This window comes from Pseudomonas sp. USTB-Z, from assembly GCF_019691255.1.
Classification (GTDB): domain Bacteria; phylum Pseudomonadota; class Gammaproteobacteria; order Pseudomonadales; family Pseudomonadaceae; genus Aquipseudomonas; species Aquipseudomonas alloputida.
On the sequence record NZ_JAECZP010000015.1, the window covers coordinates 19,199 to 45,384 of the forward strand.

At 61.8% G+C, this 26,186-nt stretch carries 20 protein-coding genes; 11 read left to right on the forward strand and 9 right to left on the reverse strand.

Annotated features, from left to right (window positions below):
* Window positions 1–122 precede the first annotated feature (122 nt).
* Complete coding sequence (locus I8746_RS17680; RefSeq protein ID WP_012053636.1) at window positions 123–1,598, forward strand: helicase HerA-like domain-containing protein; 1,476 nt, start codon at window positions 123–125, stop codon at window positions 1,596–1,598.
* A gap of 105 nt (window positions 1,599–1,703) precedes the next feature.
* Here the strand turns inward: I8746_RS17680 and I8746_RS17685 are convergent, their stop codons facing one another.
* The gene (locus tag I8746_RS17685) at window positions 1,704–3,176 is read right to left on the reverse strand and encodes an inorganic phosphate transporter (RefSeq protein ID WP_003251935.1); all 1,473 of its coding nucleotides are present in this window, start codon (window positions 3,174–3,176) and stop codon (window positions 1,704–1,706) included.
* Window positions 3,177–3,491: 315 nt separating this feature from the next.
* The gene (locus I8746_RS17690; protein WP_003251937.1) at window positions 3,492–3,692 is read right to left on the reverse strand and encodes a hypothetical protein; all 201 of its coding nucleotides are present in this window, start codon (window positions 3,690–3,692) and stop codon (window positions 3,492–3,494) included.
* A gap of 478 nt (window positions 3,693–4,170) precedes the next feature.
* On the opposite strand from I8746_RS17690, the gene pcaR reads away from it, so the two are divergent.
* The 7 genes from pcaR to pcaC all read left to right on the forward strand — a co-directional run bounded on the left by pcaR (window position 4,171) and on the right by pcaC (window position 12,286).
* Complete coding sequence (pcaR, locus tag I8746_RS17695; protein WP_003251938.1) at window positions 4,171–5,046, forward strand: pca regulon transcriptional regulator PcaR; 876 nt, start codon at window positions 4,171–4,173, stop codon at window positions 5,044–5,046.
* A gap of 320 nt (window positions 5,047–5,366) precedes the next feature.
* Complete coding sequence (locus I8746_RS17700) at window positions 5,367–6,713, forward strand: MFS transporter (protein ID WP_014754364.1); 1,347 nt, start codon at window positions 5,367–5,369, stop codon at window positions 6,711–6,713.
* Between the two features lie 323 nt (window positions 6,714–7,036).
* A complete protein-coding gene (pcaF, locus tag I8746_RS17705) occupies window positions 7,037–8,242 on the forward strand; it encodes a 3-oxoadipyl-CoA thiolase (RefSeq protein WP_172830960.1) in 1,206 nt (401 codons plus the stop codon).
* Window positions 8,243–8,428: 186 nt separating this feature from the next.
* Window positions 8,429–9,718, forward strand: coding sequence for an MFS family transporter (locus tag I8746_RS17710; RefSeq protein ID WP_003251946.1), 1,290 nt, complete (start codon window positions 8,429–8,431; stop codon window positions 9,716–9,718).
* A 9-nt stretch (window positions 9,719–9,727) separates the two neighbouring features.
* Window positions 9,728–11,080 (forward strand): 3-carboxy-cis,cis-muconate cycloisomerase, encoded by a 1,353-nt coding sequence (locus tag I8746_RS17715; RefSeq protein WP_003251947.1) that lies wholly within the window; start codon window positions 9,728–9,730, stop codon window positions 11,078–11,080.
* Between the two features lie 11 nt (window positions 11,081–11,091).
* Window positions 11,092–11,883 carry a 3-oxoadipate enol-lactonase gene (gene pcaD, locus I8746_RS17720; RefSeq protein ID WP_221100897.1) on the forward strand — a complete coding sequence of 264 codons (792 nt, stop codon included), beginning with the start codon at window positions 11,092–11,094 and terminating at the stop codon, window positions 11,881–11,883.
* 10 nt (window positions 11,884–11,893) lie between these two features.
* Complete coding sequence (gene pcaC, locus I8746_RS17725; protein ID WP_003251949.1) at window positions 11,894–12,286, forward strand: 4-carboxymuconolactone decarboxylase; 393 nt, start codon at window positions 11,894–11,896, stop codon at window positions 12,284–12,286.
* 53 nt (window positions 12,287–12,339) lie between these two features.
* Here the strand turns inward: pcaC and I8746_RS17730 are convergent, their stop codons facing one another.
* The 5 genes from I8746_RS17730 to ttgA all read right to left on the reverse strand — a co-directional run bounded on the left by I8746_RS17730 (window position 12,340) and on the right by ttgA (window position 20,528).
* A complete protein-coding gene (locus I8746_RS17730; protein WP_221100898.1) occupies window positions 12,340–12,864 on the reverse strand; it encodes a DUF962 domain-containing protein in 525 nt (174 codons plus the stop codon).
* A 243-nt stretch (window positions 12,865–13,107) separates the two neighbouring features.
* A complete protein-coding gene (locus tag I8746_RS17735) occupies window positions 13,108–14,364 on the reverse strand; it encodes an OprD family porin (RefSeq protein ID WP_014754361.1) in 1,257 nt (418 codons plus the stop codon).
* 402 nt (window positions 14,365–14,766) lie between these two features.
* The gene (locus I8746_RS17740) at window positions 14,767–16,221 is read right to left on the reverse strand and encodes an AdeC/AdeK/OprM family multidrug efflux complex outer membrane factor (RefSeq protein ID WP_003251955.1); all 1,455 of its coding nucleotides are present in this window, start codon (window positions 16,219–16,221) and stop codon (window positions 14,767–14,769) included.
* Window positions 16,218–19,370 (reverse strand): multidrug efflux RND transporter permease subunit TtgB, encoded by a 3,153-nt coding sequence (gene ttgB / locus I8746_RS17745; protein WP_014754360.1) that lies wholly within the window; start codon window positions 19,368–19,370, stop codon window positions 16,218–16,220. Before ttgB ends, I8746_RS17740 begins: the two co-directional genes overlap by 4 nt.
* 3 nt (window positions 19,371–19,373) lie before the next feature.
* Window positions 19,374–20,528 (reverse strand): toluene efflux RND transporter periplasmic adaptor subunit TtgA, encoded by a 1,155-nt coding sequence (gene ttgA, locus I8746_RS17750; RefSeq protein ID WP_003251957.1) that lies wholly within the window; start codon window positions 20,526–20,528, stop codon window positions 19,374–19,376.
* A 257-nt stretch (window positions 20,529–20,785) separates the two neighbouring features.
* Between ttgA and ttgR the strand changes: the two genes are divergently transcribed.
* Window positions 20,786–21,418, forward strand: coding sequence for an efflux transport transcriptional regulator TtgR (gene ttgR, locus I8746_RS17755; protein WP_003251959.1), 633 nt, complete (start codon window positions 20,786–20,788; stop codon window positions 21,416–21,418).
* 111 nt (window positions 21,419–21,529) lie between these two features.
* Here the strand turns inward: ttgR and I8746_RS17760 are convergent, their stop codons facing one another.
* Entirely contained in the window at window positions 21,530–22,981 is a 1,452-nt protein-coding gene (locus I8746_RS17760; RefSeq protein ID WP_014754359.1) for an MDR family MFS transporter, read from the reverse strand.
* Between the two features lie 380 nt (window positions 22,982–23,361).
* Between I8746_RS17760 and I8746_RS17765 the strand changes: the two genes are divergently transcribed.
* Window positions 23,362–24,231, forward strand: a complete 870-nt coding sequence (locus I8746_RS17765) for an oxaloacetate decarboxylase (RefSeq protein WP_003251963.1) — start codon at window positions 23,362–23,364, stop codon at window positions 24,229–24,231.
* 232 nt (window positions 24,232–24,463) lie between these two features.
* Here the strand turns inward: I8746_RS17765 and I8746_RS17770 are convergent, their stop codons facing one another.
* Window positions 24,464–25,372 (reverse strand): LysR family transcriptional regulator, encoded by a 909-nt coding sequence (locus I8746_RS17770; protein ID WP_012053628.1) that lies wholly within the window; start codon window positions 25,370–25,372, stop codon window positions 24,464–24,466.
* Between the two features lie 183 nt (window positions 25,373–25,555).
* On the opposite strand from I8746_RS17770, the gene I8746_RS17775 reads away from it, so the two are divergent.
* Window positions 25,556–26,170 carry an NAD(P)-dependent oxidoreductase gene (locus I8746_RS17775; RefSeq protein WP_003251968.1) on the forward strand — a complete coding sequence of 205 codons (615 nt, stop codon included), beginning with the start codon at window positions 25,556–25,558 and terminating at the stop codon, window positions 26,168–26,170.
* Window positions 26,171–26,186 lie beyond the last annotated feature (16 nt).

The window sequence follows — 26,186 nt, forward strand, 5'->3', positions numbered from 1 at the left end:
GGAGCCGTAGGTTGTGCAACATCCCGAAAAGTCCCTTTTCGGCTGTTCCTCTCTAATTAAGGCGAATAACACCCACAGGTATCGGCCGAATTAAGCTAAAGCTTGAGCAGAGGATTAAAGAGATGTCGGAATTTTCGACCATCGTTGTAGGCGCGGGCCCGGATGGCCAGCCAGTCGGGCAAGCAATGCGCCTGGCCAACCGCCACGGTCTGGTGGCTGGCGCAACCGGTACTGGCAAGACCGTCACCCTGCAGCACCTGGCGGAGGTGTTCAGCGACGCGGGGGTAGCGGTGTTCGCCGCCGATGTCAAAGGCGACCTCTGTGGCTTGGGGGCTGCTGGTGCGCCACAAGGCAAGGTGGCTGAGCGCATCGCCGGCATGCCGTGGCTGGGGCATACGCCCAAGGCCTACCCGGTGAGCTTGTGGGATATCGCCGGGCTGTCGGGCCACCCGCTGCGCACCACCCTCAGTGAAATGGGGCCGCTGCTGCTGGGCAACTTGCTGGAACTGACCGACAGCCAGCAGGCGGCGCTGTATGCAGCATTTAAGGTGGCCGACCGCGAAGGCCTGCTGCTGCTGGACCTCAAAGACCTCAAGGCCCTGCTGGCGCATCTGAAGGACAACCCGCATCTGCTTGGCGAAGACAGCGCGCTGATGACCACGGCCTCCACCCAGGCTTTGTTGCGCCGGCTCGCTACCTTGGAGCAGCAGGGTGCCGAGGCATTGTTCGGCGAGCCGGCATTGCAACTGGAGGACCTGCTGCGCCCTGATCCGGATGGCCGTGGACGTATCCACCTGCTCGATGCCAGCCGATTGGTGCACGAGGCACCCAAGGTGTACGCGACGTTCCTGTTGTGGTTGCTGGCCGAACTGTTCGAGCAGTTGCCCGAGCGCGGTGATGCCGACAAGCCGGTGCTGGCGCTGTTCTTCGATGAAGCACACTTGCTGTTCAACGGCACGCCCAAGGCGCTGCAAGACCGTCTTGAGCAAGTGGTCCGGCTGATCCGCTCCAAGGGGGTGGGGGTCTATTTCGTTACCCAGTCGCCGGGTGACTTGCCGGACGCGGTACTGGCCCAGTTGGGCTTGCGCATTCAGCACGGCTTGCGGGCGTTCACGGCCAAGGAGCAGAAGTCGCTGCGGGCGGTAGCCGATGGTTTCCGTCCCAACCCAACATTCGACACCCTGGCGGTGCTTACCGAACTGGGTATTGGCGAAGCGCTGGTGGGTACGTTGGAAGAAAGGGGCACACCGGCCATCGTGCAGAGGGTGCTGGTTGCACCGCCGCAGTCGCGTATCGGGCCACTGAGTGCGGCTGAGCGCAGTGCGCTGATTGCGGCTTCGCCATTGTCGGGGCGCTATGACAAACCGGTGGACCGTGAGTCAGCCTATGAAATGCTGAGCCAGCGTAAGGGCGAGCCGGTGGAACCGGCGCCGCAACCGAAGGCGGATGAAGAGAGTTTTGCCGACAAGGCGGGTGAGTTCTTGCAGAGTGCAGCGGGGCAGGCGATCAAGTCAGCAGTGCGCCAGGCCGCTAACCAGTTGGGGCGGCAGTTGGTGCGCGGGTTGATGGGGTCGTTGTTAGGGGGCAAGAAAAGGTAGTCTTCCTGCGCCGCGCCCATACCCTTGGTAGCACAAGGCTGCTTCGGCAGGCATAACGGCTATGAAAAAGGCGCCCGAGGGCGCCTTTATTCATTGCGGTGTCACTCAGCCAATGGCTTTGGACGCCAGCCAGAACAGGCCGGCCGCCAGGCCCATCGAGGCAGGCAGGGTCAGGACCCATGCCAGCAGGATGGTTTTCACAGTGCCGCCTTGCAGGCCACTTTTGTTGGCAACCATGGTGCCGGCCACGCCGGACGACAGCACGTGGGTGGTCGACACCGGCAGGGCGAATACGTTGGCCATACCGATGGCGCAGGCTGCGGTGATCTGTGCCGACATACCTTGGGCATAGGTCATGCCTTGTTTGCCGATCTTCTCGCCCACCGTCAATACCACGCGCTTCCAGCCAACCATGGTGCCCAGGCCAAGGGCCAGGGCGACGGCCACGATCACCCAGAACGGGGCGTATTCGGTGGTGGCGGTGAGGTCTTTGCGCAGTTTTTCAAGGTCGGACTTTTCACGGGCGTCCAGGCCTGGCAGCTTGCCAACCTTCTTTGCCGTGTCATCCAGGCACAACAAATAGCGGCGCACTTCAACGCGCTTCTCGGCATCGAGGCTGTGGTAGTCCGTCACGCCTTTCAGCGAGGTCTGCAGCGCAGCAATGGTCGGCTCGGTCTGCTGCGGGTTGCAACTGAACTGCTCCGGCAGATCGCTGGCCTTGGCCTTGCCCAGTGCCAGGAACTCGCCCAGGGTGGCGGCGTTACGCTGGTAGAACTGGCTCATGTGCAGGGTAGCGTCGCGAGTACGTTCGATCTGGTAGGTGGTGCTGTTCAGATCGAGTACGAACTTGGCCGGCACAATACCGATCAGCACCAGCATGATCAGGCCGATGCCTTTCTGGCCGTCGTTGGAGCCGTGCACGAAGCTCACGCCCATGGCGGAAACAACCAGGACCAGACGGTTCCAGAAGGGTGGGTGCTTCTTGTCATCGAGCTTGCGGCGCTGTTCCGGGGTTTTGTGCATCTTCGACAGCGGGCGCCACCATTTCAGGCCGATCAACACCAGGGCAGCAACGGCGAAACCGGCCATTGGCGAGACTACCAGCGACATGGCGATATCAATCGCTTTCTGCCAGTTGACGCCGTCGCCTAGCGGAATGTCGTTGATCAGGGCGTTGGCCAGCCCGACACCGAGAATGGAGCCGATCAGCGTGTGCGAACTGGAGGCAGGGATGCCAAAGTACCAAGTGCCCAGGTTCCAGGTGATGGCCGCGGCCAGCAACGAGAAGACCATGGCCAGGCCGTGTCCGGTGTTCACATTGATCAGCAGCTCTACCGGCAACAGGTGCACGATGGCATAGGCCACCCCTACACCGCCGAGCAGAACCCCAAGGAAGTTGAACACGCCGGAGAAGAACACGGCGAGGTGTGGCGGCATGGCTTTGGTATAGATGACGGTAGCTACCGCGTTGGCGGTGTCATGAAAGCCATTGATGAACTCGAAGGCGAGTACGAAGGTCAAGGCGAGCAGCAGGCTCACCAACACCCAGGCATCCAGTCCGCTGAATAAATCGATCATGAAGGTTGTCTGGCGGGTCATAGGGGGGCGGGATTATGCCAGAAAACCTTGGCAATCGATGCACCTGCATCAGACAGATGACCGCCTTCATGGTGCAACCGTGTCGTGCGGAGGGGGGTGCTCAATGCGATAAATGGCGTTAAAAAATCACAAAATATGGCGAAATAAGGCCGAAATGTTGAGAAATGGTCATTTCCCTAAAATTCAAACGGCCGTATGAAATTTGTGTGATTCCATTTCATCATCGGCCAGACAGTAAAGATCGACCTCGCCCGGGTGCACCGGGCGACGACACGCAGAGGGCGCCCCCGACGCTCAGGGGTTGTCGCTGCGCAGTTCTTTTTCGATGCGTTCCAGTTCCTGGCTGAAGGCCTGGTCACGAACGCTGGCACGCTTGCGCCAGGGTTTGCGTTCCGGATCCGGTTGTGCGGCGTATGTGGTGACTTCGCCACCATAAACATCCTTGTAACGTTCAGCCTGGCGCTCGAGTTCCGCGCGCAGTTCATCTTTCGTCACGTGCAGTACCTGAAATAAGTGTAATGACTGTTGTTATGCATTGTGCAACATGCATTTTGCCTTGCGGGCCGCAACGGCTTGATAAAGCGGAAGGTTCCATGACCACGGTAAGCGGAGGGCCTGCGCAATCGATTATAGCAACCGATAATTCGCCGATCATCGTTAATTTACTCAGCCCTGACATCATCTGGCGTAAATAGCAGGATGTGCCCGCGAACAGTTTGGACCTTTCGTACAAGTTAGAAAGGAATGACGGATAGAAGTTCGTTGCAATGTCAGGGCGGGCCGTAATGAAAAACGGCCTCGCCGAAAGGCGAGGCCGTTGCCTGGGGACTTCTACGGTGGGTACCTGACCAGTCTCTCCAAAGAAGCCACAAGTGGCATGAGAAAGGTATAAGCAAAAGTGTCGGCGGTCAATTGCGATTATCGGCCGTTTGTTCGATAATCGCACGAACCGGTGTTTTTTTTGAGGTGTGCGATGAGTGACGAAACCCTGGGCAACGATTCCGGCAATGCAGAGGTGGCGCGACCTGCTTCGGCTGCCATGGCGCCGCCGATCGTGGCTTCCCCGGCCAAGCGCATCCAGGCCTTTACCGGTGACCCGGACTTCATGACCTCGCTGGCACGTGGCCTGGCGGTGATCCAGGCATTCCAGGAGCGCAAGCGCCACCTGACCATCGCCCAGATCAGCCACCGTACTGAAATCCCTCGCGCAGCGGTGCGCCGTTGCCTGCACACGTTGATCAAACTGGGTTACGCCACCACCGACGGGCGTACCTATTCGCTGCTGCCCAAAGTGCTGACCCTGGGGCATGCTTACCTGTCGTCGACGCCACTGGCAATTTCTGCCCAGCCGTACCTGGATCGCATCAGCGACCAGTTGCATGAGGCGGCCAACATGGCCACCCTCGAAGGCGACGACATCCTTTATATAGCCCGTTCGGCCACGGTCGAGCGGCTGATTTCGGTCGATCTCTCGGTGGGGGGACGCCTGCCGGCCTACTGCACGTCGATGGGGCGCATTCTGCTGGCGGCCATGGACGACACCAGCCTGCGTGAGTATCTGGAACGTGCTGATCTCAAAGCGCGCACCAGCCGCACCCTGAATGATCCCGAATCGTTGTTCGCCTGCATCCAGCAGGTGCGCGCCCAGGGCTGGTGCGTGGTGGACCAGGAACTGGAACAGGGGCTGCGATCGATTGCAGTGCCGGTGTATGACGCTTCGGGGCAGGTGTTGGCTGCCTTGAACGTAAGTACCCATGTTGGGCGGGTGACCCGCAGTGAATTGGAGCAGCGGTTCTTGCCGATTTTACTGGCAGCCAGTCGAGACCTTTGCCATCAGTTGTTTGGTTGAAACCGCAGGGAGCACGTTGCGGCCCCGGATCAGAACAGGCAAAACCGTTTCTTGTGCGATAAACGCACAGTGTCGTGCCGGGTGAATTGCTTCACCCCGGCCCGCTGATTAATGTCTCTCGCAACGGTCGGCTAGCCGACCGAACAAGAAAAACATAAGAGGCACTTACGCATGAATACTGTCACCTCGCTGCTGCGGCCGCACCCGCATGCAGTACCGTTGTATCCAGGCTGACCCAGGCCATATACCCCAATCATCGCCTTTGTACCGGTTACCCGCGTGCAATGGCCTGACTGTGTCCCTCATTCTGGATAACAATAATGAATCAAGCGCAAACCAACGTCGGCAAAAGCCTCGACGTTCAGTCGTTCATCAATCAGCAGCCGCTGTCCCGCTATCAGTGGCGAGTCGTGCTGCTGTGCTTTCTGATCGTCTTCCTCGATGGCCTGGACACTGCTGCCATGGGTTTCATCGCCCCGGCACTGTCGCAAGAGTGGGGAATCGACCGCGCCAGCCTTGGGCCGGTCATGAGTGCCGCGTTGATCGGCATGGTGTTCGGCGCCCTGGGCTCCGGGCCCCTGGCTGACCGTTTCGGCCGCAAAGGCGTGCTGGTGGGGGCGGTGCTGGTATTTGGTGGTTTCAGCCTGGCCTCGGCCTATGCCACCAACGTCGACCAGTTGCTGATACTGCGCTTCCTGACTGGCCTGGGCCTGGGTGCAGGCATGCCCAACGCTACCACGCTGTTGTCCGAATACACCCCGGAGCGCCTCAAGTCGCTGCTGGTGACCAGCATGTTCTGTGGCTTCAACCTGGGCATGGCGGGTGGTGGCTTCATTTCCGCCAAGATGATCCCGGCCTACGGCTGGCACAGCCTGCTGGTCATCGGTGGCGTGCTGCCGTTGCTGCTGGCGCTGGTGCTGATGGTCTGGCTGCCGGAGTCGGCGCGGTTCCTGGTGGTGCGCAACCGCGGCACCGACAAGGTGCGCAAGACCTTGTCGCCAATCGCCCCGCAAGTGGTGGCCGAGGCAGGCAGTTTCAGCGTGCCTGAGCAAAAGGCGGTGGCTGCGCGCAACGTGTTCGCGGTGATCTTCTCTGGCACCTACGGCTTGGGTACCGTGTTGCTGTGGCTGACCTATTTCATGGGCCTGGTGATCGTCTACCTTCTGACCAGCTGGCTGCCAACCCTGATGCGTGACAGCGGCGCGAGCATGGAGCAGGCGGCGTTCATCGGTGCGCTGTTCCAGTTTGGCGGCGTGCTGAGTGCAGTCGGCGTGGGTTGGGCCATGGACCGTTTCAACCCGCACAAGGTGATTGGCATTTTCTATCTGCTGGCCGGGGTGTTCGCCTACGCAGTGGGGCAGAGCCTGGGCAACATCACCTTGCTAGCTACGTTGGTACTGGTTGCCGGTATGTGTGTGAACGGTGCGCAGTCGGCAATGCCATCGCTGGCGGCGCGCTTCTATCCCACTCAGGGCCGTGCCACAGGTGTATCGTGGATGCTGGGTATTGGCCGCTTTGGTGCGATTCTTGGGGCCTGGAGTGGTGCAACGCTGCTTGGCCTGGGCTGGAACTTCGAGCAGGTGCTGACGGCGTTGCTGGTGCCGGCAGCGCTGGCGACTGTGGGTGTGGTCGTCAAGGGGCTGGTCAGCCACGCCGACGCAACCTGAGGGCGAGGGCCGCGGTACGGCCCATTCACAGCGCAACGCCGCGCCGACAGGTGCGGCGTTGTGCTGCGATCAGGGCGCACAGCTGCCCTGCGGTGGGCGTGGGCAGTTGCGCAACAAATGGTTCGTTAATCGCACAAATAGTCGATTATCGGATTGTAAGGCGCCCACCAGTCTCCTTAATCTGGGTTCATCGAAGCACCCTGACCAGGAGCCTCCAAATGCCACGCGCAGACCATTTCCACACCCACCCCAATCGAGCCGTCCGCCATGCGTGACCTCGACGCCCGTACCGCCGCTGATCATGGTCAGCTGGCAGGAGAAGCCTGATGCACGACGTATTCATATGTGACGCCATCCGTACCCCGATCGGCCGCTTTGGCGGCGCCCTGGCCAGCGTGCGGGCCGACGACCTGGCAGCCGTGCCGCTGAAGGCGCTGATCGAGCGCAACCCTGGCGTGCAGTGGGACCAGGTAGACGAAGTGTTCTTCGGCTGCGCCAACCAGGCCGGTGAAGACAACCGCAACGTGGCCCGTATGGCACTGCTGCTGGCCGGCCTGCCGGAAAGCATCCCGGGCGTCACCTTGAACCGCCTGTGCGCGTCGGGTATGGATGCCATCGGCACCGCGTTCCGCGCCATCGCCAGCGGCGAGATGGAACTGGTGATTGCCGGTGGCGTCGAGTCGATGTCGCGCGCCCCGTTCGTCATGGGCAAGGCTGAAAGCGCCTATTCGCGCAACATGAAGCTGGAAGACACCACCATTGGCTGGCGTTTCATCAACCCGCTGATGAAGAGCCAGTACGGTGTGGATTCCATGCCGGAAACCGCCGACAACGTGGCTGACGACTATCAGGTTTCGCGTGCCGACCAGGACGCTTTCGCCCTGCGCAGCCAGCAGAAGGCTGCCGCTGCACAGGCTGCCGGCTTCTTTGCCGAAGAAATTGTGCCGGTGCGTATCGCTCACAAGAAGGGCGAAATCATCGTCGAACGTGACGAACACCTGCGCCCGGAAACCACGCTGGAGGCGCTGACCAAGCTCAAACCGGTCAACGGCCCGGACAAGACGGTCACCGCCGGCAACGCCTCGGGCGTGAACGACGGTGCTGCGGCGATGATCCTGGCCTCGGCCGCAGCGGTGAAGAAACACGGCCTGACCCCGCGTGCCCGCGTTCTGGGCATGGCCAGCGGCGGCGTTGCTCCACGTGTCATGGGCATTGGCCCGGTACCGGCGGTGCGCAAGCTGACCGAGCGTCTGGGGGTTGCGGTAAGCGATTTCGACGTGATCGAGCTTAACGAAGCATTTGCCAGTCAAGGCCTGGCGGTGCTGCGTGAGCTGGGTGTCGCTGACGATGCACCACAGGTAAACCCTAATGGTGGCGCCATTGCCCTGGGCCATCCGCTGGGCATGAGCGGTGCACGCCTGGTGCTGACTGCGCTGCACCAACTGGAGAAGAGTGGTGGGCGTAAAGGCCTGGCGACCATGTGTGTGGGCGTTGGCCAAGGTCTGGCACTGGCCATCGAGCGGGTTTGACCTGTACCGGCCGCTTCGCGGGCAAGCCCGCTCTTACAGGGATCCACGCAATCACCTGTGGGGCGGGCTTGCCCGCGAAGAGGTCTGTCCTGTGAGACACAAGGCCAATTGCCAGCCAGATAGCGGAACGAGTGTGTTACTAGGTATGTCTAGACTTACCTAGGACCCTCCAGGAGTGAAACCCTCATGACCTCAACCTATTACACCGGCGAAGAACGCAGCAAGCGCATCTTCGCAATTGTCGGTGCCTCGTCAGGCAACCTGGTGGAATGGTTCGACTTCTACGTCTACGCCTTCTGCGCGATCTACTTTGCCCCGGCCTTCTTCCCCTCCGACGACCCCACCGTGCAGCTGTTGAACACGGCAGGTGTATTCGCCGCAGGCTTCCTGATGCGCCCCATTGGTGGCTGGATCTTCGGCCGCCTCGCCGACCGCCACGGTCGCAAGAACTCCCTGATGATCTCGGTGCTGATGATGTGCTTCGGCTCCCTGATGATCGCCTGCCTGCCCACCTATGCCAGCATCGGCACCTGGGCCCCGGCGCTGCTATTGCTGGCCCGCCTGATCCAGGGGCTGTCGGTAGGGGGCGAATACGGCACCACGGCCACCTACATGAGTGAAGTGGCACTGCGTGGGCAGCGCGGCTTCTTTGCTTCGTTCCAGTACGTCACCCTGATCGGTGGCCAGTTGCTGGCGGTATTGGTCGTGGTGATCCTGCAACAGCTGCTGACTGAAGATGAACTGCGGGCCTGGGGCTGGCGCATTCCCTTCGTGGTGGGGGCCATCGCCGCCCTGATCTCGCTGATGTTGCGCCGTTCGCTGCACGAGACCAGTAGCGCCGAAGCCCGCAATGACAAGGATGCAGGTTCTATCGCAGGCCTGTTCCGCAATCACGCAGCGGCGTTCATCACGGTACTGGGCTACACCGCGGGTGGCTCGCTGATTTTCTATACTTTCACCACCTACATGCAGAAGTACCTGGTCAACACCGCGGGCATGACAGCCAAGAACGCCAGCTACGTGATGACCGGGGCGTTGTTCCTGTTCATGGTGTTGCAGCCGTTCTTCGGCATGCTGTCCGACCGTATCGGTCGGCGCAATTCGATGCTGCTGTTCGGCGGCCTCGGTACCCTGTGCACCGTGCCGCTGCTGATGGCACTGAAAACCGTGACCAGCCCGTTCATGGCCTTCGTGCTGATCAGCCTGGCCCTGTGTATCGTCAGTTTCTACACCTCGATCAGCGGTCTGGTGAAGGCTGAGATGTTCCCGCCGCAGGTGCGTGCACTGGGTGTTGGCCTGGCCTATGCGGTGGCGAACGCAGCATTCGGCGGTTCGGCCGAGTATGTGGCCCTGGGCCTGAAGACCCTGGGGATGGAAAACACTTTCTATTGGTACGTCACGGCGATGATGGCGATTGCCTTCCTGTTCAGCCTGCGCCTGCCGAAGCAGGCGGCGTACCTGCACCATGATGACTAAGGACGCTGCATGAGCAACCAACTGTTCGACGCCTATTTCACCGCGCCGGCCATGCGCGAGATTTTCTCCGACCGTGGCCGCCTGCAGGGCATGCTGGATTTCGAAGCAGCGCTTGCCCGTGCCGAAGCCTCTGCCGGTTTGGTCCCGCACAGCGCGGTAGCAGCCATCGAGGCGGCATGCCAGGCCGAGCGCTATGACGTTGGTGCGTTGGCCAATGCCATCGCCACCGCCGGCAACTCGGCCATTCCGCTGGTGAAAGCGTTGGGCAAGGTGATCGCCACTGGCGTACCTGAGGCTGAGCGCTATGTGCACCTTGGGGCCACCAGTCAGGATGCGATGGACACGGGTCTGGTTCTGCAGCTGCGCGATGCCCTCGATTTGATCGAGGCCGACCTCGGCAAGCTGGCCGATACCCTGTCGCAGCAGGCCTTGAAGCACGCCGATACGCCATTGGTGGGTCGTACCTGGTTGCAACACGCCACCCCGGTGACTCTGGGCATGAAACTGGCCGGTGTACTGGGGGCTTTGACCCGCCACCGTCAGCGCCTGCAGGAACTGCGCCCGCGCCTGCTGGTCCTGCAGTTCGGCGGTGCCTCGGGCAGCCTGGCGGCCCTGGGCAGCAAGGCAATGCCGGTGGCCGAAGCGCTGGCCGAACAGCTCAAGCTGTCCCTGCCCGAGCAGCCCTGGCACACCCAACGCGACCGCCTGGTGGAGTTTGCCTCGGTGCTGGGCCTGGTTGCCGGCAGCCTGGGCAAGTTTGGCCGTGATATCAGCTTGCTGATGCAAACCGAGGCGGGGGAGGTATTTGAGCCTTCTGCGCCGGGCAAGGGGGGTTCTTCGACCATGCCACACAAGCGCAACCCGGTGGGTGCCGCCGTGTTGATCGGTGCCGCAACCCGCGTGCCGGGCCTGCTGTCGACGCTGTTTGCAGCCATGCCTCAGGAGCACGAACGCAGCCTGGGCCTATGGCATGCCGAGTGGGAAACCCTGCCGGACATCTGCTGCCTGGTCTCGGGTGCCCTGCGCCAGGCTCAAGTGATTGCCGAGGGCATGGAGGTGGATGCCGCGCGCATGCGCCGTAACCTCGACCTGACACAAGGCCTGGTGCTGGCTGAGGCGGTTAGCATCGTCCTCGCCCAGCGTCTGGGTCGCGACCGTGCCCACCACCTGCTGGAACAATGCTGCCAGCGCGCGGTGGCCGAACAGCGGCACCTGCGTGCCGTGCTGGGTGACGAGCCGCAGGTCAGCGCCGAGCTGTCTGGCGAAGAACTCGATCGCCTGCTCGACCCTGCCCATTACCTGGGCCAGGCCCGCGTCTGGGTGGCGCGCGCCGTGTCCGAACATCAACGTTTTACTGCCTGAAGGAGACCGCTGTGGCGCACTTGCAACTGGCCGATGGCGTTTTGAATTACCAGATCGATGGCCCGGATGACGCCCCGGTGCTGGTCCTGTCCAACTCGCTGGGTACCGACCTGGGCATGTGGGACACCCAGATTCCGCTCTGGAGCCAGCACTTCCGGGTGCTGCGCTATGACACCCGTGGTCACGGCGCATCGCTGGTCACAGAAGGCCCTTACAGCATCGAACAGCTGGGCCGCGACGTGCTGGCCCTGCTCGATGGCCTGGACATTCAAAAGGCTCACTTCGTCGGCCTGTCGATGGGAGGCCTGATCGGCCAGTGGCTGGGTATTCATGCAGGTGAGCGCCTGCACAGCCTGACCCTGTGCAACACGGCCGCCAAGATCGCCAACGACGAGGTGTGGAACACCCGTATCGACATGGTACTCAAAGGCGGCCAGCAGGCCATGGTCGACCTGCGCGATGCCTCTATCGCCCGCTGGTTCACCCCGGGCTTTGCCCAGGCACAGGCGGAGCAGGCCCAGCGTATCTGCCAGATGCTGGCGCAAACCAGCCCGCAAGGCTACGCAGGCAACTGTGCAGCGGTACGTGACGCTGATTATCGTGAGCAACTGGGCCGCATCCAGGTGCCTGCGCTGATCGTTGCCGGTACGGAAGACGTGGTTACCACCCCTGAGCATGGCCGCTTCATGCAGGCCGGTATCCAAGGTGCCGAGTACGTCGACTTCCCGGCGGCGCACCTGTCCAATGTCGAGATTGGCGAGGCCTTCAGCCGCCGCGTGCTCGATTTTCTGCTGGCTCACTGAGGACAACGCCATGGACGAGAAACAACGTTACGACGCTGGCATGCAAGTGCGCCGCGCAGTGCTGGGTGATGCCCACGTGGACCGCAGCCTGGAGAAGCTCAACGACTTCAATGGCGAGTTCCAGGAAATGATCACCCGCCACGCCTGGGGTGACATCTGGACCCGCCCGGGGCTGCCGCGTCATACCCGTAGCCTGATCACCATCGCCATGCTGATTGGCATGAACCGCAACGACGAGCTGAAGCTGCACCTGCGTGCGGCGGCCAACAATGGTGTGACCCGCGACGAGATCAAGGAAGTGCTGATGCAGAGCGCGATCTACTGCGGCATTCCGGCGGCCAATGCCACGTTCCACATGGCTGAGTCGGTGTGGGATGAACTTGGCGTAGAATCGCGCCAGTAAACCGTGTTCGCGGGCAAGCCCCCTGCAACAGGGCACTTGCCCGCGAATGGCCTTTACACCGATGCCTTTTTTTGCCGCATGGCAATCGGGCCGGCGTTGGTTTCCACGGCGCGCTTCAGGGTCGGGCACAGGCCCAGCATGAACGCAGCTTCCGCCACCACGAACAGCGGCCCGATGATCAGGCCACTCACGTCGTCAACAAATGCCGGTTTGCGGCCTTCGTAGTAATGGCCGATGAACTGGATGATCCAGCCCACCACGAACGCTCCCAGCCCGGCGCCGAGCCATAGCGTTGTCGACTGCACTGCCAGCGCCTCACCGACCCACAGGCACAGGCCCAGCAACAGCCCCATCACCAGCCCGAAGCGCAGGTCCAGGCGCAAGTAGAACCACACAGACGCCGCCGCTGCCACCAGGGCAGGGGACAGCCACATGTCAGCTATCCCCCAGCCTGGGCGTGAAAGCAGGATGGTGACTGCCAGCACGATCATGGGGATGCCGACGAAGTGGGTGGCGATATTGCGCGGATCGCGGTGGTAGTTGGCGTATTGGCTCAGGTGGTCGACGAGGGTTTTCATTGTTGTGCCTCCCTGTTCTGCTTTGTTTCACCTGTACCTGATAGTGATCAGGATAGCCTGCAGTCACCACCATCATCAGCTCAGCGAATGGCGGCAGCGTGCACTGGCAAATTCATGGCAGGGATTTCATCAAGCTGTTGCAAATCATGCCTTCAAAAAAGGGGCATGGATTTTTATAGCTTCAGGTCATTTGAGGAGGCGTCTGGCCTCCTCGCGGGTTTATCCGCGAAGAGGCCATTTGATTCACAGAAGATTCAGCGGATAACTCACGATCAAGCGGTTCTCATCGAACGCGTTGGTGCTGAAGTCGCGACGCATGGTCGAGTTGCGCCATTTCACCGACAGGTCCTTGAAGCTGCCCGACTGCACCACATAGGCCAGCTCTGTTTCCCGCGCCCATTCCTTGCCATCGTCCACGCTGCCCACGGTGACGTTGTCACCCTTGATATAGCGGTTCATCAGGGTCAGGCCGGGTACGCCGACGGTGGCGAAGTTGAAGTCATGGCGAACCTGCCAGGAACGCTCCTTGGCATTGTCGAAGCTTGAATTGTAGCTGTCGTTGGCCAGAGTACCGCCACTGGTGCCATTGACCCGCATCCAGGCATCGTCGCCGCTGACCTTCTGCAGGCCAACGTAAAAGGTGTGGCCTTGGTAGCGCGCGGAAAGCAAGGCGGAGGCGGTGCGGTTGTCCAGCTTGCCGGCCCGTTCGGCGCCATCTTCCTTGCCGATGAAGTAGCCCAGGTTGGCGCCCAGCGTCCAGTCGCCCAGCGGCTGGCTGTGCGTCAGGTTGAGGTATTGCTGGCGGTAGATGTCCTTGAGCTGGGCATCCCACAGCCCGATCATGGTGCGCTTGTCGTTGAAGGTGTACTCACCGCCGCCGAAGTTGAAACGGTCGGAGGTGAAGGCGGCTTTGCCGTTGAGCGACATATCTTCCATGCTGGCATCGTTGCGCGGGCTGTTGCCGCGGAACTGGCCGGCGTACAGGGTCAGGCCGGCGATTTCCTTGGAGGTCAGCTGGCCACCGCGGAAGGTTTGCGGCAGTGAGCGGCCATCGTCCGAACGCAGGATTGGCAGTACCGGCATCCATTCACCGACTTTCAGCTCGGTTTCGGACAGCTTGGCCTTCAGCGCCACACCCAGCCGACCAAAATCATCGGCCGGGCGGCCGTCGCCATGCACGGGCAGCAGGTGAGTGTTGGTGGTGCCTTTGCCACCGTCGAGCTTGACCGAGTACAGGCCCAGTACGTCCACGCCGAAACCGACCGTGCCCTGGGTGAAACCGGAACGGGCATCGAGGATGAAGCTTTGTGTCCATTCCTCGGCCTTGCCCTGTGGGTGGGCCGGGTCGACGAAGTTGCGGTTGATGTAGAAGTTGCGCAGGTTGAGGGTGGCCTTGGCGTCCTCGATGAAACCACCTTCGTTGGCGGCGAATGCGGGGAGGGCGCAGGACATGGCCAACAGGCCAGGCAGCAGCTGACGTGCGGGTAGCGAAATGCTCATCTGTCGTGGATCTCTTGTTTTTATGGTCGAGCCGGTGCACTGCGGGATCGGGCCTGCAGGTGCGGGTGTTTTTGATGAACTTGAGTGACGTTGCGTGGGGGGATGGTGCGGGGTAGTGCGGGGGTGAGGCAATTCGCCGCAAACGGAACGGGGCGATAATCGAACGGAATGTTCCGTTTGGTTAATAACTCTCCTGGGGCGGCCTCTTCGCGGGTAAACCCGCTCCTACAACGGCTTGCGCCCAACCACCGTATGTGTCCGCCACACGATCCGTGTAGGAGCGGGTTCACCCGCGAATTCGGTGGTGGCTGCGACGCTGAATCGCCAGGGGATACAGGTCGGCACAGGCAGTAAAAAAGCAAAGCCCACCGCTAAGGGTGGGCTTTGCTGTAACAAGGCCGATCAGCCTTTCGGTGTTTCCACCGATGCCTGCTGGTTGGCCTGCCCGGTCTGCTCGTACCAGCCACCGCCAAGCGCCTTGTACAGGTTGACCTCGCTGGTCAGCTGCGACAGGCGGTCTCCGATCAGCGCTTGCTGGGCACTGAACAGGTTGCGTTGGGCATCGAGGAAGGTCAGGTTGCTGTCAATCCCGATGCGGTAACGGCGTTCGGCCAAGCGGTAGTAGTCCTGGTTCGCCTGCACCAGGTCGCGCTGGGCCTGCAACTGCTCTTCGAAGGTCTTGCGTGCCGCCAGGCCATCGGAGACTTCCTGGAAGGCCGTCTGGATGGTTTTTTCGTACTTGGCGACGTTGATGTCCTTCTGGATTTTCGAGTAGTCCAGGCTGGCTTTCAGGCTACCGGCGTTGAAGATCGGCAGGTTGATCTGCGGCTGGAACAGCCAGGTGCCTTGGCCGCCCGCGAACAGGTGGCCCATGTCGGGGCTCAGGCTACCAGCGTTCGCGGTCAGGCTGATGCTCGGGAAGAACGCTGCGCGGGCTGCACCAATGTTGGCGTTGGCGGCCTTGAGCAGGTGCTCGGCTTCCTGAATGTCCGGGCGACGCTGAAGGATATCCGATGGCAGGCCGGCCGGTACTTCGGCCAGTTGGTCGGCATCAAGCTCCAGCGGCTTGGCCAGGTCGGCAGGAATGCCGGTGCCCAGCAGCACGGTCAGGCTGTTGACGTCCTGGGCGACCAGGCGCTGGTACTGCGAGTACTTGACCCTGGCGCCTTCCACGGCGGTACGCGCCTGGCTGACGTCCAGGGCCGATGCCACGCCGACCTCGTTGCTGCGACGGGTGAGGTTGTAGCTTTCCTCGTAGGTCTTCAGCGTTTCTTCGGTCAGCTTGAACAGGGCCTGGTCGGCCTGCCAGGTGTAGTAGGCGTTGGCCACGCTGGCTACCAGGGCGATTTGCGTGGAACGACGCGCCTGCTCGCTGGAGAGGTAGGTTTCCAGGGCCTGCTCGGTCAGGCTGCGCACGCGGCCGAACAGGTCCAGCTCGTAGGCGCTGACGCCCAAGGTGGCCGAGTACTGGCTGGTGATGCCAGATTCGCCTGTTTGCGACATGTTCGCCGGGACACGCTGGCGGCTGCCACTGCCGGTGGCCGAAACTGCCGGGAACAGGTCGGCGCGCTGAATGCGGTATTGCGCACGGTAGGCATCGAGGTTCAGCGCCGCGACCCGCAGGTCGCGGTTATTGACCAGCGAGGTCTGGATCAGCTGTTGCAGCGCCGGGTCGTGGAAGAACTGGCGCCAGCCCTGTTCAGCAGCGGCAACATCCGCCGATTGCGTCGGCGAGTATGCAGGGCCTTGCGGCCACTGTGCAGCCACCGGCGCCTCTGGGGTCTGGTAGTCAGGGATCAGCGAGCAGCCGCCAAGAATGAAAGCGGTTACCGCCAGGGACAACAAAGACTTGGTCATTGCCCAGCCTCATAACGTGGATTTTCAGGGGTGACGTCTTTTTCCGGCTCTTTGCTGCCGAACAGCGACGACACTGCGACGAAGAACAGCGGTACCCAGAAGATAGCCAGCACGGTCGCACTGATCATGCCGCCGATCACGCCAGTACCGATGGCGTGCTGGCTGCCGGCGCCGGCGCCGCTGGCGATGGTCAACGGTACCACGCCCAGGATGAACGCCAGCGAGGTCATGATGATCGGGCGCAGACGCATGCGGCACGCTTCAATCGCTGCGTCGTACAGGCTACGGCCTTGTTCGTGCAGCTCCTTGGCGAATTCCACGATCAGAATGGCGTTTTTCGCCGCAAGACCGATGGTGGTCAACAAGCCAACCAGGAAGTACACGTCGTTGGACAGGCCGCGCAGGCTGGTGGCGATCAGCGCACCGATGATACCCAGCGGTACCACCAGCACCACAGCGATCGGGATCGACCAGCTTTCGTACAGGGCCGCCAGGCACAGGAACACGAACAGCACCGAGAGGGCGAACAGCGCCGGCATCTGCGAGCCGGAGAGTTTTTCCTCGTAGGACATGCCGGTCCAGGAGAAGCCGATACCGCTCGGCAGCTCGCCTGCAATGCGCTCGACCTCGGCCATGGCTTCACCGGTACTGTAACCAGGCGCCGGCGCACCGAGGATTTCCATCGCTTCGACACCGTTGTAACGCGACAGCTTCGGCGAACCGTAGGTCCATTCGCCTTTGGCGAAGGAGGAGAACGGCACCATCTCGCCTGCGCCGTTGCGCACGTACCATTTTTGCAGGTCTTCCGGGCTCATCCGCGCGCTGGGTTCGCCCTGGATGTACACCTTCTTGACCCGGCCACGGTCGATGAAGTCGTTGACGTAGCTGGCACCCAAGGCAATCGACAGGGTGTTGTTGATGTCGGCAATGGTCACGCCCAAGGCGCTGGCACGTTCGTCATCAATGGTCAGCTGGTACTGCGGTTCATCGTTCAGGCCGTTCGGGCGCACGGCGCTGAGGATCTTGCTCTGCGCAGCTTTGGCCAGGAACTGGTTGCGCGCCTCCATCAACTTCGCGTGGCCGACACCGCCGCGGTCCTGAAGGAACACGTCGAAGCCGGTGGCATTACCCAGTTCAAGCACCGCTGGCGGGGCGAAGGCGAACACCATCGCATCACGGAAGGTGAAGAAGTGCTGCTGGGCACGCTGGGCCAGGGCGAACACGCTGTTCTCCTTCGAGCGTTCATCCCAGGGTTTGAGCATGATGAAGGCCATGCCTGAGCTCTGGCCGCGGCCTGCGAAGTTGAAACCGTTGACCGTGAACACCGACGATACGGTATCGGCTTCGTCCTTGAGCAGGTATTCACGCATCTGGTCGACCACGACCTGCGTGCGCTCGGCACTGGAACCGGCCGGGGTCTGCACCTGAGCGAACAGTACGCCCTGGTCTTCTTCTGGCAGGAAAGCGGTAGGGATGCGGGCGAACAGCCAGATCATGCCGACCACGATCAGCGCATAGGCCAGCAGGAATGGCACCTTGTTGCGCAGGATGGTGCCTACGCTACGCTCGTAGCCGTTGACGCTGCGGTCGAAGTTGCGGTTGAACCAGCCGAAGAAGCCGCCTTTGGCGGTGTGGTGTTCGCCCTTCTTCAGCGGTTTGAGCATGGTTGCGCAGAGCGCCGGGGTGAAGATAAGCGCAACCAGTACCGACAGGCCCATGGCCGAGACGATGGTGATGGAGAACTGCCGGTAGATCACACCCGTGGAGCCGCCAAAGAACGCCATGGGCAGCAGTACGGCCGAGAGCACCAGGGCGATACCCACCAGGGCGCCCTGGATCTGTTCCATCGAGCGCTTGGTCGCTTCCTTGGGCGGCAAGCCTTCTTCGGACATGACCCGCTCGACGTTCTCCACCACGACGATGGCGTCGTCCACCAGCAAGCCGATGGCCAGAACCATGGCGAACATGGTCAGGGTATTGATGCTGAAGCCCGCGGCGGCAAGGATACCGAAGGTACCCAGCAATACGACCGGTACGGTCATGGTGGTGATGATGGTGGCGCGGAAGTTCTGCAGGAACAGGTACATCACCAGGAACACCAGCACCACGGCTTCGATCAGGGTGTGGATCACGCCGCTGATCGATTCGGTGACCACGGGGGTGGTGTCATACGGGAATACCGCCTTGACCCCCGGCGGGAAGAACGGTTCCAGGCCTTTGATGGTCTCGCGCAGTGCCTTGGCGGTGTCCAGGGCGTTGGCGCCGGTTGCCAGTTTTACCGCCAGGCCGGAAGCCGGCTTGCCGTTGAACTGGGCGCTGACAGCGTAGTTTTCACCCCCCAGGCCCACTTGGGCGACGTCACCCAGGCGCACCTGTGAACCGTCTTTGTTGACCTTGAGCAGAATGCTCTCGAACTGCTCGGCGGTTTGCAGGCGGGTCTTGCCGATGATGGTGGCGTTCAGCTGGGTGCCCGGCAGGGCTGGCAGGCCGCCGAGCTGGCCGGAAGACACCTGCACGTTCTGTGCAGCCACAGCGGTCTTGACGTCGACCGGGGTCAGCTGGAACTTGTTCAGCTTGGCCGGATCGAGCCAGATACGCATGGCGTACTGCGCACCGAACACCTGGAAGTCACCTACACCCGCGGTACGCGAGATCGGGTCCTGCATGTTCGAGACGATGTAGTTGGCCAGGTCGTCCTTGGTCATGCTGCCGTCTTCGGAGACCAGACCAATCACCAGCAGGAAGTTCTTCACTGCTTTGGTGACGCGGATACCTTGCTGCTGCACTTCCTGCGGCAGCAGCGGGGTGGCCAGGTTCAGCTTGTTCTGTACCTGTACCTGCGCGGTGTCGGGGTTGGTGCCCTGTTCGAAGGTGGCGGTAATGGTCATGCTGCCGTCGGAGTTACTTTCCGACGACACATAACGCAGGTTGTCGATACCGTTGAGCTGCTGCTCGATCACCTGCACCACGGTGTCCTGCACGGTTTGCGCCGAGGCGCCCGGGTAGGTCACGGCGATGGCGATGGCCGGCGGCGCGATACTGGGGTACTGGTTGATCGGCAGCTTCAGGATAGACAAGGCCCCGACCAGCATGATCACCAAGGCGATCACCCAGGCGAAGATCGGGCGATCGATAAAGAACTTCGACATGGTTTACTCCGCTTTGGCGTCTGCTTTCGCCGCGTTGGCCTGATCAGGGCCGGCCGGCTTCTTGACGTTGGTGGCATCGCTGACCTTCACCTCGACGCCTGGGCGCACGTACTGCAGCCCTTCGGTGATCAGGCGGTCACCCGGGTTGAGGCCTTCCTCGATCAGCCAGTCGCTACCCAAGGTGCGGCTGGCCTTGAGCTGGCGCAGTTCGACCTTGTTCTCCTGGTTGACCACCAGGGCGGTGGGTGCGCCCTTGAGGTCGCGGGTCACGCCTTGTTGCGGTGCCAGGATGGCGTTGGCGTTGACCCCGGCCTTGAGCCGCGCATGCACGAACATGCCTGGCAGCAGGGTGTGATCGGGGTTGGGGAACAGCGCGCGCAGGGTCACCGAGCCGGTGGTCTCGTCCACCGCGACTTCGGAGAACTCCAGGCGGCCTTCCTGCTTGAACAGGCTGCCGTCTTCCAGTACCAGCTGAACCGAGGCGGCGTTGTCGCCGGCCTTCTTCAGCTGGCCGCTTTCCAGGTCACGGCGCAGCTTGAGCAGCTCGGCGGTGGACTGGGTAACGTCGACATAAATAGGATCGAGCTGCTGGATGGTGGCCATGGCGTCGGTCTGGCCATTGCTCACCAGTGCACCCTCGGTGAACGAAGAGCGACCGATACGGCCGCTGATTGGCGCCAGAACCTTGGTGTAGCGCAGGTCGATCTGTGCGCTCTTGAGCGAAGCCTCAGCCTGCAATCGTTTGGCATTGGCGTCGTCGTACTCCTGTTTGGAGACGGCCTGTTCGTCAATCAGTTGCTTGTAACGTTCGGCCAGTGAGCGTGTAGCCAGCAGGTTGGCCTTGGCATTGGCCAGGGTGGCTTCGTACACGGCAGGGTCGATCTGATACAACTGCTGGCCTTCCTTGACCTCACTGCCTTCCTTGAACAGGCGCTTGAGGATGATGCCGTTGACCTGCGGGCGCACTTCGGCGACGCGGTAGGCACTGGTTCGCCCCGGCAATTCCGAGGTGAGGGTGAAGGCTTGCGGCTGGATGGTCACGACGCCGACCTGAGGAGCCTGCGCCGCTGGCGCTGCTTCTTCTTTCTTACAGCCACTGAGCAGGGTTGCCAGGGCGACGGCGGAAACCAGAGCGGTAACGGCTGGCTTGAATTGCATGAGGATCCTCGGGTCGCTGGAGCAGGGAGACGCTCAAGAGTAATGGAAGAGATCTTGATCTGGAAAAAATGCTATCCGGTGGATAAATAGCTTGCTAAGGAATATACTTACATTCATGGTTGTTTGTAAATACTGCTGGGTGGTACTCAGGTACTGCCTCAGCGCTTGATTAGCTCATCCGAGAGGCCCCGGCAGAGGTGCCCCCGGAGCGTTCCCCGCACGCGCTGCGCGTTCGGGCCAGATGAGGTTGTACTGCCATGGTCCGTCGAACCAAAGAAGAAGCCCAGGAAACCCGTGCCCAGATCATCGAGGCGGCGGAAAGGGCCTTCTACAAGCGTGGGGTCGCGCGAACCACCCTGGCCGACATCGCCGAACTGGCGGGTGTGACGCGGGGGGCGATCTACTGGCACTTCAACAACAAGGCCGAGCTGGTGCAGGCGTTGCTCGACAGCCTGCACGAGACCCATGACCATTTGGCGCGCGCGAGCGAAAGCGAGGATGAAGTCGACCCGCTTGGCTGCATGCGCAAGCTGCTGTTGCAAGTGTTCAACGAGCTGGTGCTCGATGCCCGAACCCGTCGTATCAATGAAATCCTGCATCACAAGTGCGAGTTCACCGATGACATGTGTGAAATTCGCCAGCAGCGCCAGAGTGCGGTGCTGGATTGCCACAAGGGCATCACCCTGGCGCTGGCCAATGCCGTACGCCGGGGCCAGTTGCCTGGCGAGCTGGATGTCGAGCGCGCGGCGGTGGCCATGTTTGCCTATGTCGATGGCCTGATCGGGCGCTGGCTATTGCTGCCTGACAGTGTCGATCTGTTGGGTGATGTCGAAAAATGGGTCGACACCGGGCTGGATATGCTGCGCTTGAGCCCGGCTCTGCGCAAATGACACTTTGTTAAGGATTGTGAGGGAGTGTTTCCCCTTTGTGTTAAGGGGAGATTAAGGTCGCCGCCGCCTTGCAGCTGTTCGCACCACAAGGCGGCAGCGCGTGTGCAACCTTCAGCGGCCGCGCAATTGCCGGTCAGGCAAAGCAAATGCCGCGAACAGTCCCAGCACCGCGACGAGCGCACTCCCCATCAGCAGTTGCCTGAACGTCTCCAGCAACCGCCCTTGAGTCACCAGGTCCACCTCTGCGGCCTTCAAACTCCCCAGCAACGGGTTACCCGTCAAGTCGAAACCACCTTGATGCAGCAGTGCCAGCAACAGGCTGGACATGCACGCTACGCCCATGGCTCCGCCCAGCGAGCGGAACAGGTTGGTGGTGCTGGTGGCCACGCCGATGTCCTTGCTGGCCACCGCACTTTGTGTACCCACCAGTGAGGTCGGGAATTGCAGCCCGCAGGCTATACCGGTCAGCAGCATGAACAGCGCACTGAGCAACGCTGATTGCGGCGGAGTCAGTGCCATCGCGAAAATGGCCACTGGCATCAGCAGTGCACCGGCCAGGATCTGTGGCTTGTAGCGCCCGGTCCGGCTGGTCATCCGGCCTCCTGTGAAGGCGCCCATGGGCAGCCCCATGGCCAGCGGCAGCAGATGCAGGGCGGCGCTGTCGGCACCGGCGCCGGTAATGCCCTGGTAACGCAAGGGCATCAGCATGGTCAGGGAAATGGACTGGAAGCTGGCGAAGAAGATCACCGCCCAGCACAGCACTGCCACACGGTTGCCGAACAGGCTGAGCGGCAGCAGCGGTTCTGGGCAGCGGCGTTCGTGTGCGATGAAAAGCGCCAGGCCCAGCAGGGCGCAGCCGAACAGCGCCAGCACGGCCGGGTCGGCCCAGGCGTGGCCCTGGCCCACCAAGGTAATGCCCAGCAGCAGGCTGCCAAGGCCGAGAATCAACAGCATGGCGCCAAGGTAGTCCACCTGTGCCTCGCGACGCTGCACCGGCATGTCAGCGAGCGCACGGCGAATGGCCCACAAGGCGACCAGCCCCAGCGGCAGGTTGATCCAGAACACCCAGCGCCACGACAGGTACTCGGTCAACCAGCCGCCCAGCACTGGCCCGGCCACGCTGGCCGCGGCGTACATGCTGCTGAAGTAGCCCTGGTAGCGGCCGCGTTCGCGTGGGGGCACGAAGTCGCCAATGATTGCCTGGCTCACCGAGACCATCCCGCCTGCGCCGATACCCTGCAGTACCCGGGCCAGCACCAGTTGCGGCATGTCCTGGGCCATGGCGCAGGCAATGGAGGCCAGGGTGAACAGGCTGATGCCGGTGAGGATCATCCGGCGCCGGCCGTAAAGGTCGCCCAGTTTGCCGTAGATCGGCACGGCCACGGTCATGGCCACCATATAACCGGAGATGACCCAGGCCAGCAGGCCGACATCGCTGAACTGCGCCGAGATGGCGGGCAGCGAGACGGCAACGATGGTCTGGTCCAGTGCGCCGAGGAAGATGGCCAGCATCAGGGCGGTGAGCACGTTGCGCAGGGCGGTGGGGGGCAGAGCGGCGGTCACGGGAATACCTTGTTTGTCTATGGCGGCCCCTTCGCGGGCAAGCCAGCTCTCACAGAGCCCTCGGATTGTAACCTGAGTTAGGTAGCTTCCTATGTACTATCTGCATCCCCTATGCAAGATCGGCATTGGCGCATTCATCCAGTGCTGCATGGCTGCGTGATATCGTTGGTATGCCACAGAGGCTGAAATCCGGGGGTTGCACCAGGTTGGTGCAGCATATTGCCGCAGGTTTTTCAGTCCGCTGTCTCCCACACCTTTTATTCCTCTGCCTGCATGTCGAGCATGACCGCCCAGATGGCGACGGTTGGAACAGGTCAGGTAGACCCGATTACAGGGGTCGGTAGTTACCGTTCAAATTTCAACTTTTTTGCGGAGTGATCATGCCCAAGGCTTCCCACCAAGATTTGCGTTTTGCCTTCCGCGAGCTGCTCGCTTCGGGTTCGTGTTTCCACACTGCCTCGGTGTTCGACCCGATGTCGGCACGCATTGCCGCAGACCTGGGCTTCGAAGTCGGTATCCTCGGCGGTTCGGTCGCTTCGTTGCAGGTACTGGCTGCTCCGGACTTCGCTCTGATCACCCTCAGCGAGTTCGTCGAGCAGGCCACCCGCATTGGTCGGGTCGCGCAACTGCCGGTACTGGCCGACGCCGACCATGGCTATGGCAACGCACTCAATGTGATGCGCACGGTGATCGAACTGGAGCGCGCCGGTGTGGCCGCACTGACCATCGAGGACACCCTGCTGCCTGCCCAGTTCGGGCGCAAGTCCACTGACCTGATCCCGGTCGAGGAGGGCGTTGGCAAGATCCGCGCGGCGCTGGAGGCACGAGTCGATTCGTCCCTGTCGATCATTGCCCGTACCAACGCGGGCGTACTCAGCACCGAAGAAATCATCGTGCGTACCCAGAGCTACCAGAAGGCGGGCGCTGATGGCATCTGCATGGTCGGGGTCAAAGACTTCGAGCAGCTCGAACAGATTGCCGAGCACCTGACTGTGCCGCTGATGCTGGTTACCTATGGCAACCCGAACCTGCGCGATGACGAGCGCCTGGCGCGTCTGGGCGTGCGCATCGTGGTCGATGGCCATGCGGCTTACTTTGCCGCGATCAAGGCCACTTACGACTGCCTGCGGCTGCAGCGTGGTCGGCAGAACAAGTCGGAAAACCTCAGTGCCACCGAACTCTCGCACACCTACACCCAGCCTGAAGACTACATTCGCTGGGCCAAGGAATACATGAGCGTCGAAGAGTGATCGGCAGGGCGCCGTTCATTCAACGGACGGCGCTCAAGGTTGCACTGTGAGGCACGCAATGTGCCTGCTCGCAGCTATTGGCGACGCTGGGCTGGCTGCGTAGCAGTTCGGCGCGCCAGCAGGCTGAGCCATACAGCGCTGTGACTGCGGTAAGGGCCATGACAAGGGCGACTCTTCTGGATTTGATGCCCATGGTGCTCACCTCCCGTGACAGCGATAGGGGTGTACGCCACTAGTATAGATCCCGATCCCACTCCGGCTCGTCCTTGAAACGCTGTACCAGGAAATCCAGCATGCTGCGCAAGGTCGCCGGCATGTGTTTGCGCGACGTATACACCGCATTCAGGTTCAGTTCCCGCGGTTTGGCCTCGGGCAGCAGACGCACCAGTTCACCCCGGCGTATGGCGTCGGCGGCCTGGAAGGTTGGCAGCATGGCGATACCTGCGCCAGCCAGCGCGGCCCTCTGCAGGGTCATCACCTCATTGGCACTGATGTTTCCGGATACGGGCACGGCGACCTGCTGGCCGGCTACCGCGAAATGCCACAAGCTGTGTCCGAAGTAGGCATGGGTCAGGCAGTTGTGCAGGCCCAGTTCCTCAACCCGTTGCGGCGTGCCTCGCTCATTCAGGTAGGCGGGTGCCGCGCACACGACCGAGCGGCACACGCTCAGGCGCCGGGCGATGAGGCTGGGGTCCACGTCATTGCTGGTGCGAATGGCCAGGTCGATGCGCTCGTCCACCAGGTTGACGGTGCGGTCGAGCATCTGCAGTTCTACCTTCACGTCAGGGAAGCGCCGCACATAGGCGGCCACTGCATCCACCAGCTGTGCCTGGCCGAATGAGGTACTGACGCTGATACGCAGTGCCCCCCTTGGCGCGTCTTCCGGCTGCTGCACGGCAGCCTGCAGGTCGCCGGCCAATTCCAGCAGTTGCCGGCAGCGAGGCAGGGTTTCCTGGCCGGCTGCCGTGAGGCTGAGCTTGCGCGTGGTTCGCTGCATCAGCCGCGTGCCAACCCAGTCTTCCAACTCTGCCAGGTAGCGCGACACGACCGGCCGCGATAACTGCAGATAGTCCGCCGCCGCCGACTGGCTGCCCAGGTCGATGACTGTGACGAATACCCGCATGGCGTTGAGACGGTCCATGATTTGCCCGATTTCAGAAACAAACTATGTCTGAGCATCGCATTTTTTGTGACGAATCGGGTAACTAAGCTATGCGCATTGTTTGGTAGAAGGCGTTACCCGAAGCCGGCAGGCGAGTGCCCTGGCGCTGGCGGCGAAGGTCACCAAGGGCGGTCATTCCGTTCAACTGATGGAGAGTATTTCATGAGCAAGATCGCAATCATCGGTGCCACCGGCCGTGCTGGCAGCCAGTTACTGGAAGAGGCCCTGCGCCGTGGTCACCGTGTACTGGCCATAGCCCGCGACCCTTCCACGCTGGAAGGGCGTGAGGGTGTGACCGTCAAGTCGCTGGATGCCACGGACAGCGCGGCCCTGCAGGCAGCGGTCGCAGGTATGGACGCTGTGTTGAGTGCCGCGCATTTCTCGACAATGGAGCCGCACGCCATCATCGAGCCGGTGAAGCGCGCCGGGGTCAAGCGCCTGCTGGTGGTGGGTGGCGCCGGTAGCTTGTTGCTGCCGTCAGGGCACCGGGTGATCGACAGCCCGGATTTCCCGGAGGCGTATAAAGCCGAGGCCAGTGCCGGCGTGCGTTTTCTGGAGGCGCTGCGGCGCGAGCCGAACCTGGACTGGACCTTCCTTTCGCCTTCGGCTGAGTTCGTTGAGGGTGAGCGCCGAGGTCACTATACGCTGGGCAAGGATCATCTGTTGATCGGTGCGGACGGCAAGAGCTGGATCACGTTTGCCGACTATGCGATTGCCATGCTGGATGAGCTGGAGAAGCCGCAGCACTCGCGGCAACGGTTCACAGTCGGCTATTGAGTCGACTGCGAAAGGG

Coding starts and splice junctions, on each gene's coding strand:
- I8746_RS17680 (WP_012053636.1), top strand. CDS start 123: ATGTCGGAATTTTCGACCATCGTTGTAGGCGCGGGCCCGGATGGCCAG.
- I8746_RS17685 (WP_003251935.1), bottom strand. CDS start 3,176: ATGATCGATTTATTCAGCGGACTGGATGCCTGGGTGTTGGTGAGCCTG.
- pcaR (WP_003251938.1), top strand. CDS start 4,171: ATGAGTGACGAAACCCTGGGCAACGATTCCGGCAATGCAGAGGTGGCG.
- I8746_RS17700 (WP_014754364.1), top strand. CDS start 5,367: ATGAATCAAGCGCAAACCAACGTCGGCAAAAGCCTCGACGTTCAGTCG.
- I8746_RS17710 (WP_003251946.1), top strand. CDS start 8,429: ATGACCTCAACCTATTACACCGGCGAAGAACGCAGCAAGCGCATCTTC.
- I8746_RS17715 (WP_003251947.1), top strand. CDS start 9,728: ATGAGCAACCAACTGTTCGACGCCTATTTCACCGCGCCGGCCATGCGC.
- pcaC (WP_003251949.1), top strand. CDS start 11,894: ATGGACGAGAAACAACGTTACGACGCTGGCATGCAAGTGCGCCGCGCA.
- I8746_RS17730 (WP_221100898.1), bottom strand. CDS start 12,864: ATGAAAACCCTCGTCGACCACCTGAGCCAATACGCCAACTACCACCGC.
- I8746_RS17735 (WP_014754361.1), bottom strand. CDS start 14,364: ATGAGCATTTCGCTACCCGCACGTCAGCTGCTGCCTGGCCTGTTGGCC.
- I8746_RS17740 (WP_003251955.1), bottom strand. CDS start 16,221: ATGACCAAGTCTTTGTTGTCCCTGGCGGTAACCGCTTTCATTCTTGGC.
- ttgB (WP_014754360.1), bottom strand. CDS start 19,370: ATGTCGAAGTTCTTTATCGATCGCCCGATCTTCGCCTGGGTGATCGCC.
- ttgA (WP_003251957.1), bottom strand. CDS start 20,528: ATGCAATTCAAGCCAGCCGTTACCGCTCTGGTTTCCGCCGTCGCCCTG.
- ttgR (WP_003251959.1), top strand. CDS start 20,786: ATGGTCCGTCGAACCAAAGAAGAAGCCCAGGAAACCCGTGCCCAGATC.
- I8746_RS17765 (WP_003251963.1), top strand. CDS start 23,362: ATGCCCAAGGCTTCCCACCAAGATTTGCGTTTTGCCTTCCGCGAGCTG.
- I8746_RS17770 (WP_012053628.1), bottom strand. CDS start 25,372: ATGGACCGTCTCAACGCCATGCGGGTATTCGTCACAGTCATCGACCTG.
- I8746_RS17775 (WP_003251968.1), top strand. CDS start 25,556: ATGAGCAAGATCGCAATCATCGGTGCCACCGGCCGTGCTGGCAGCCAG.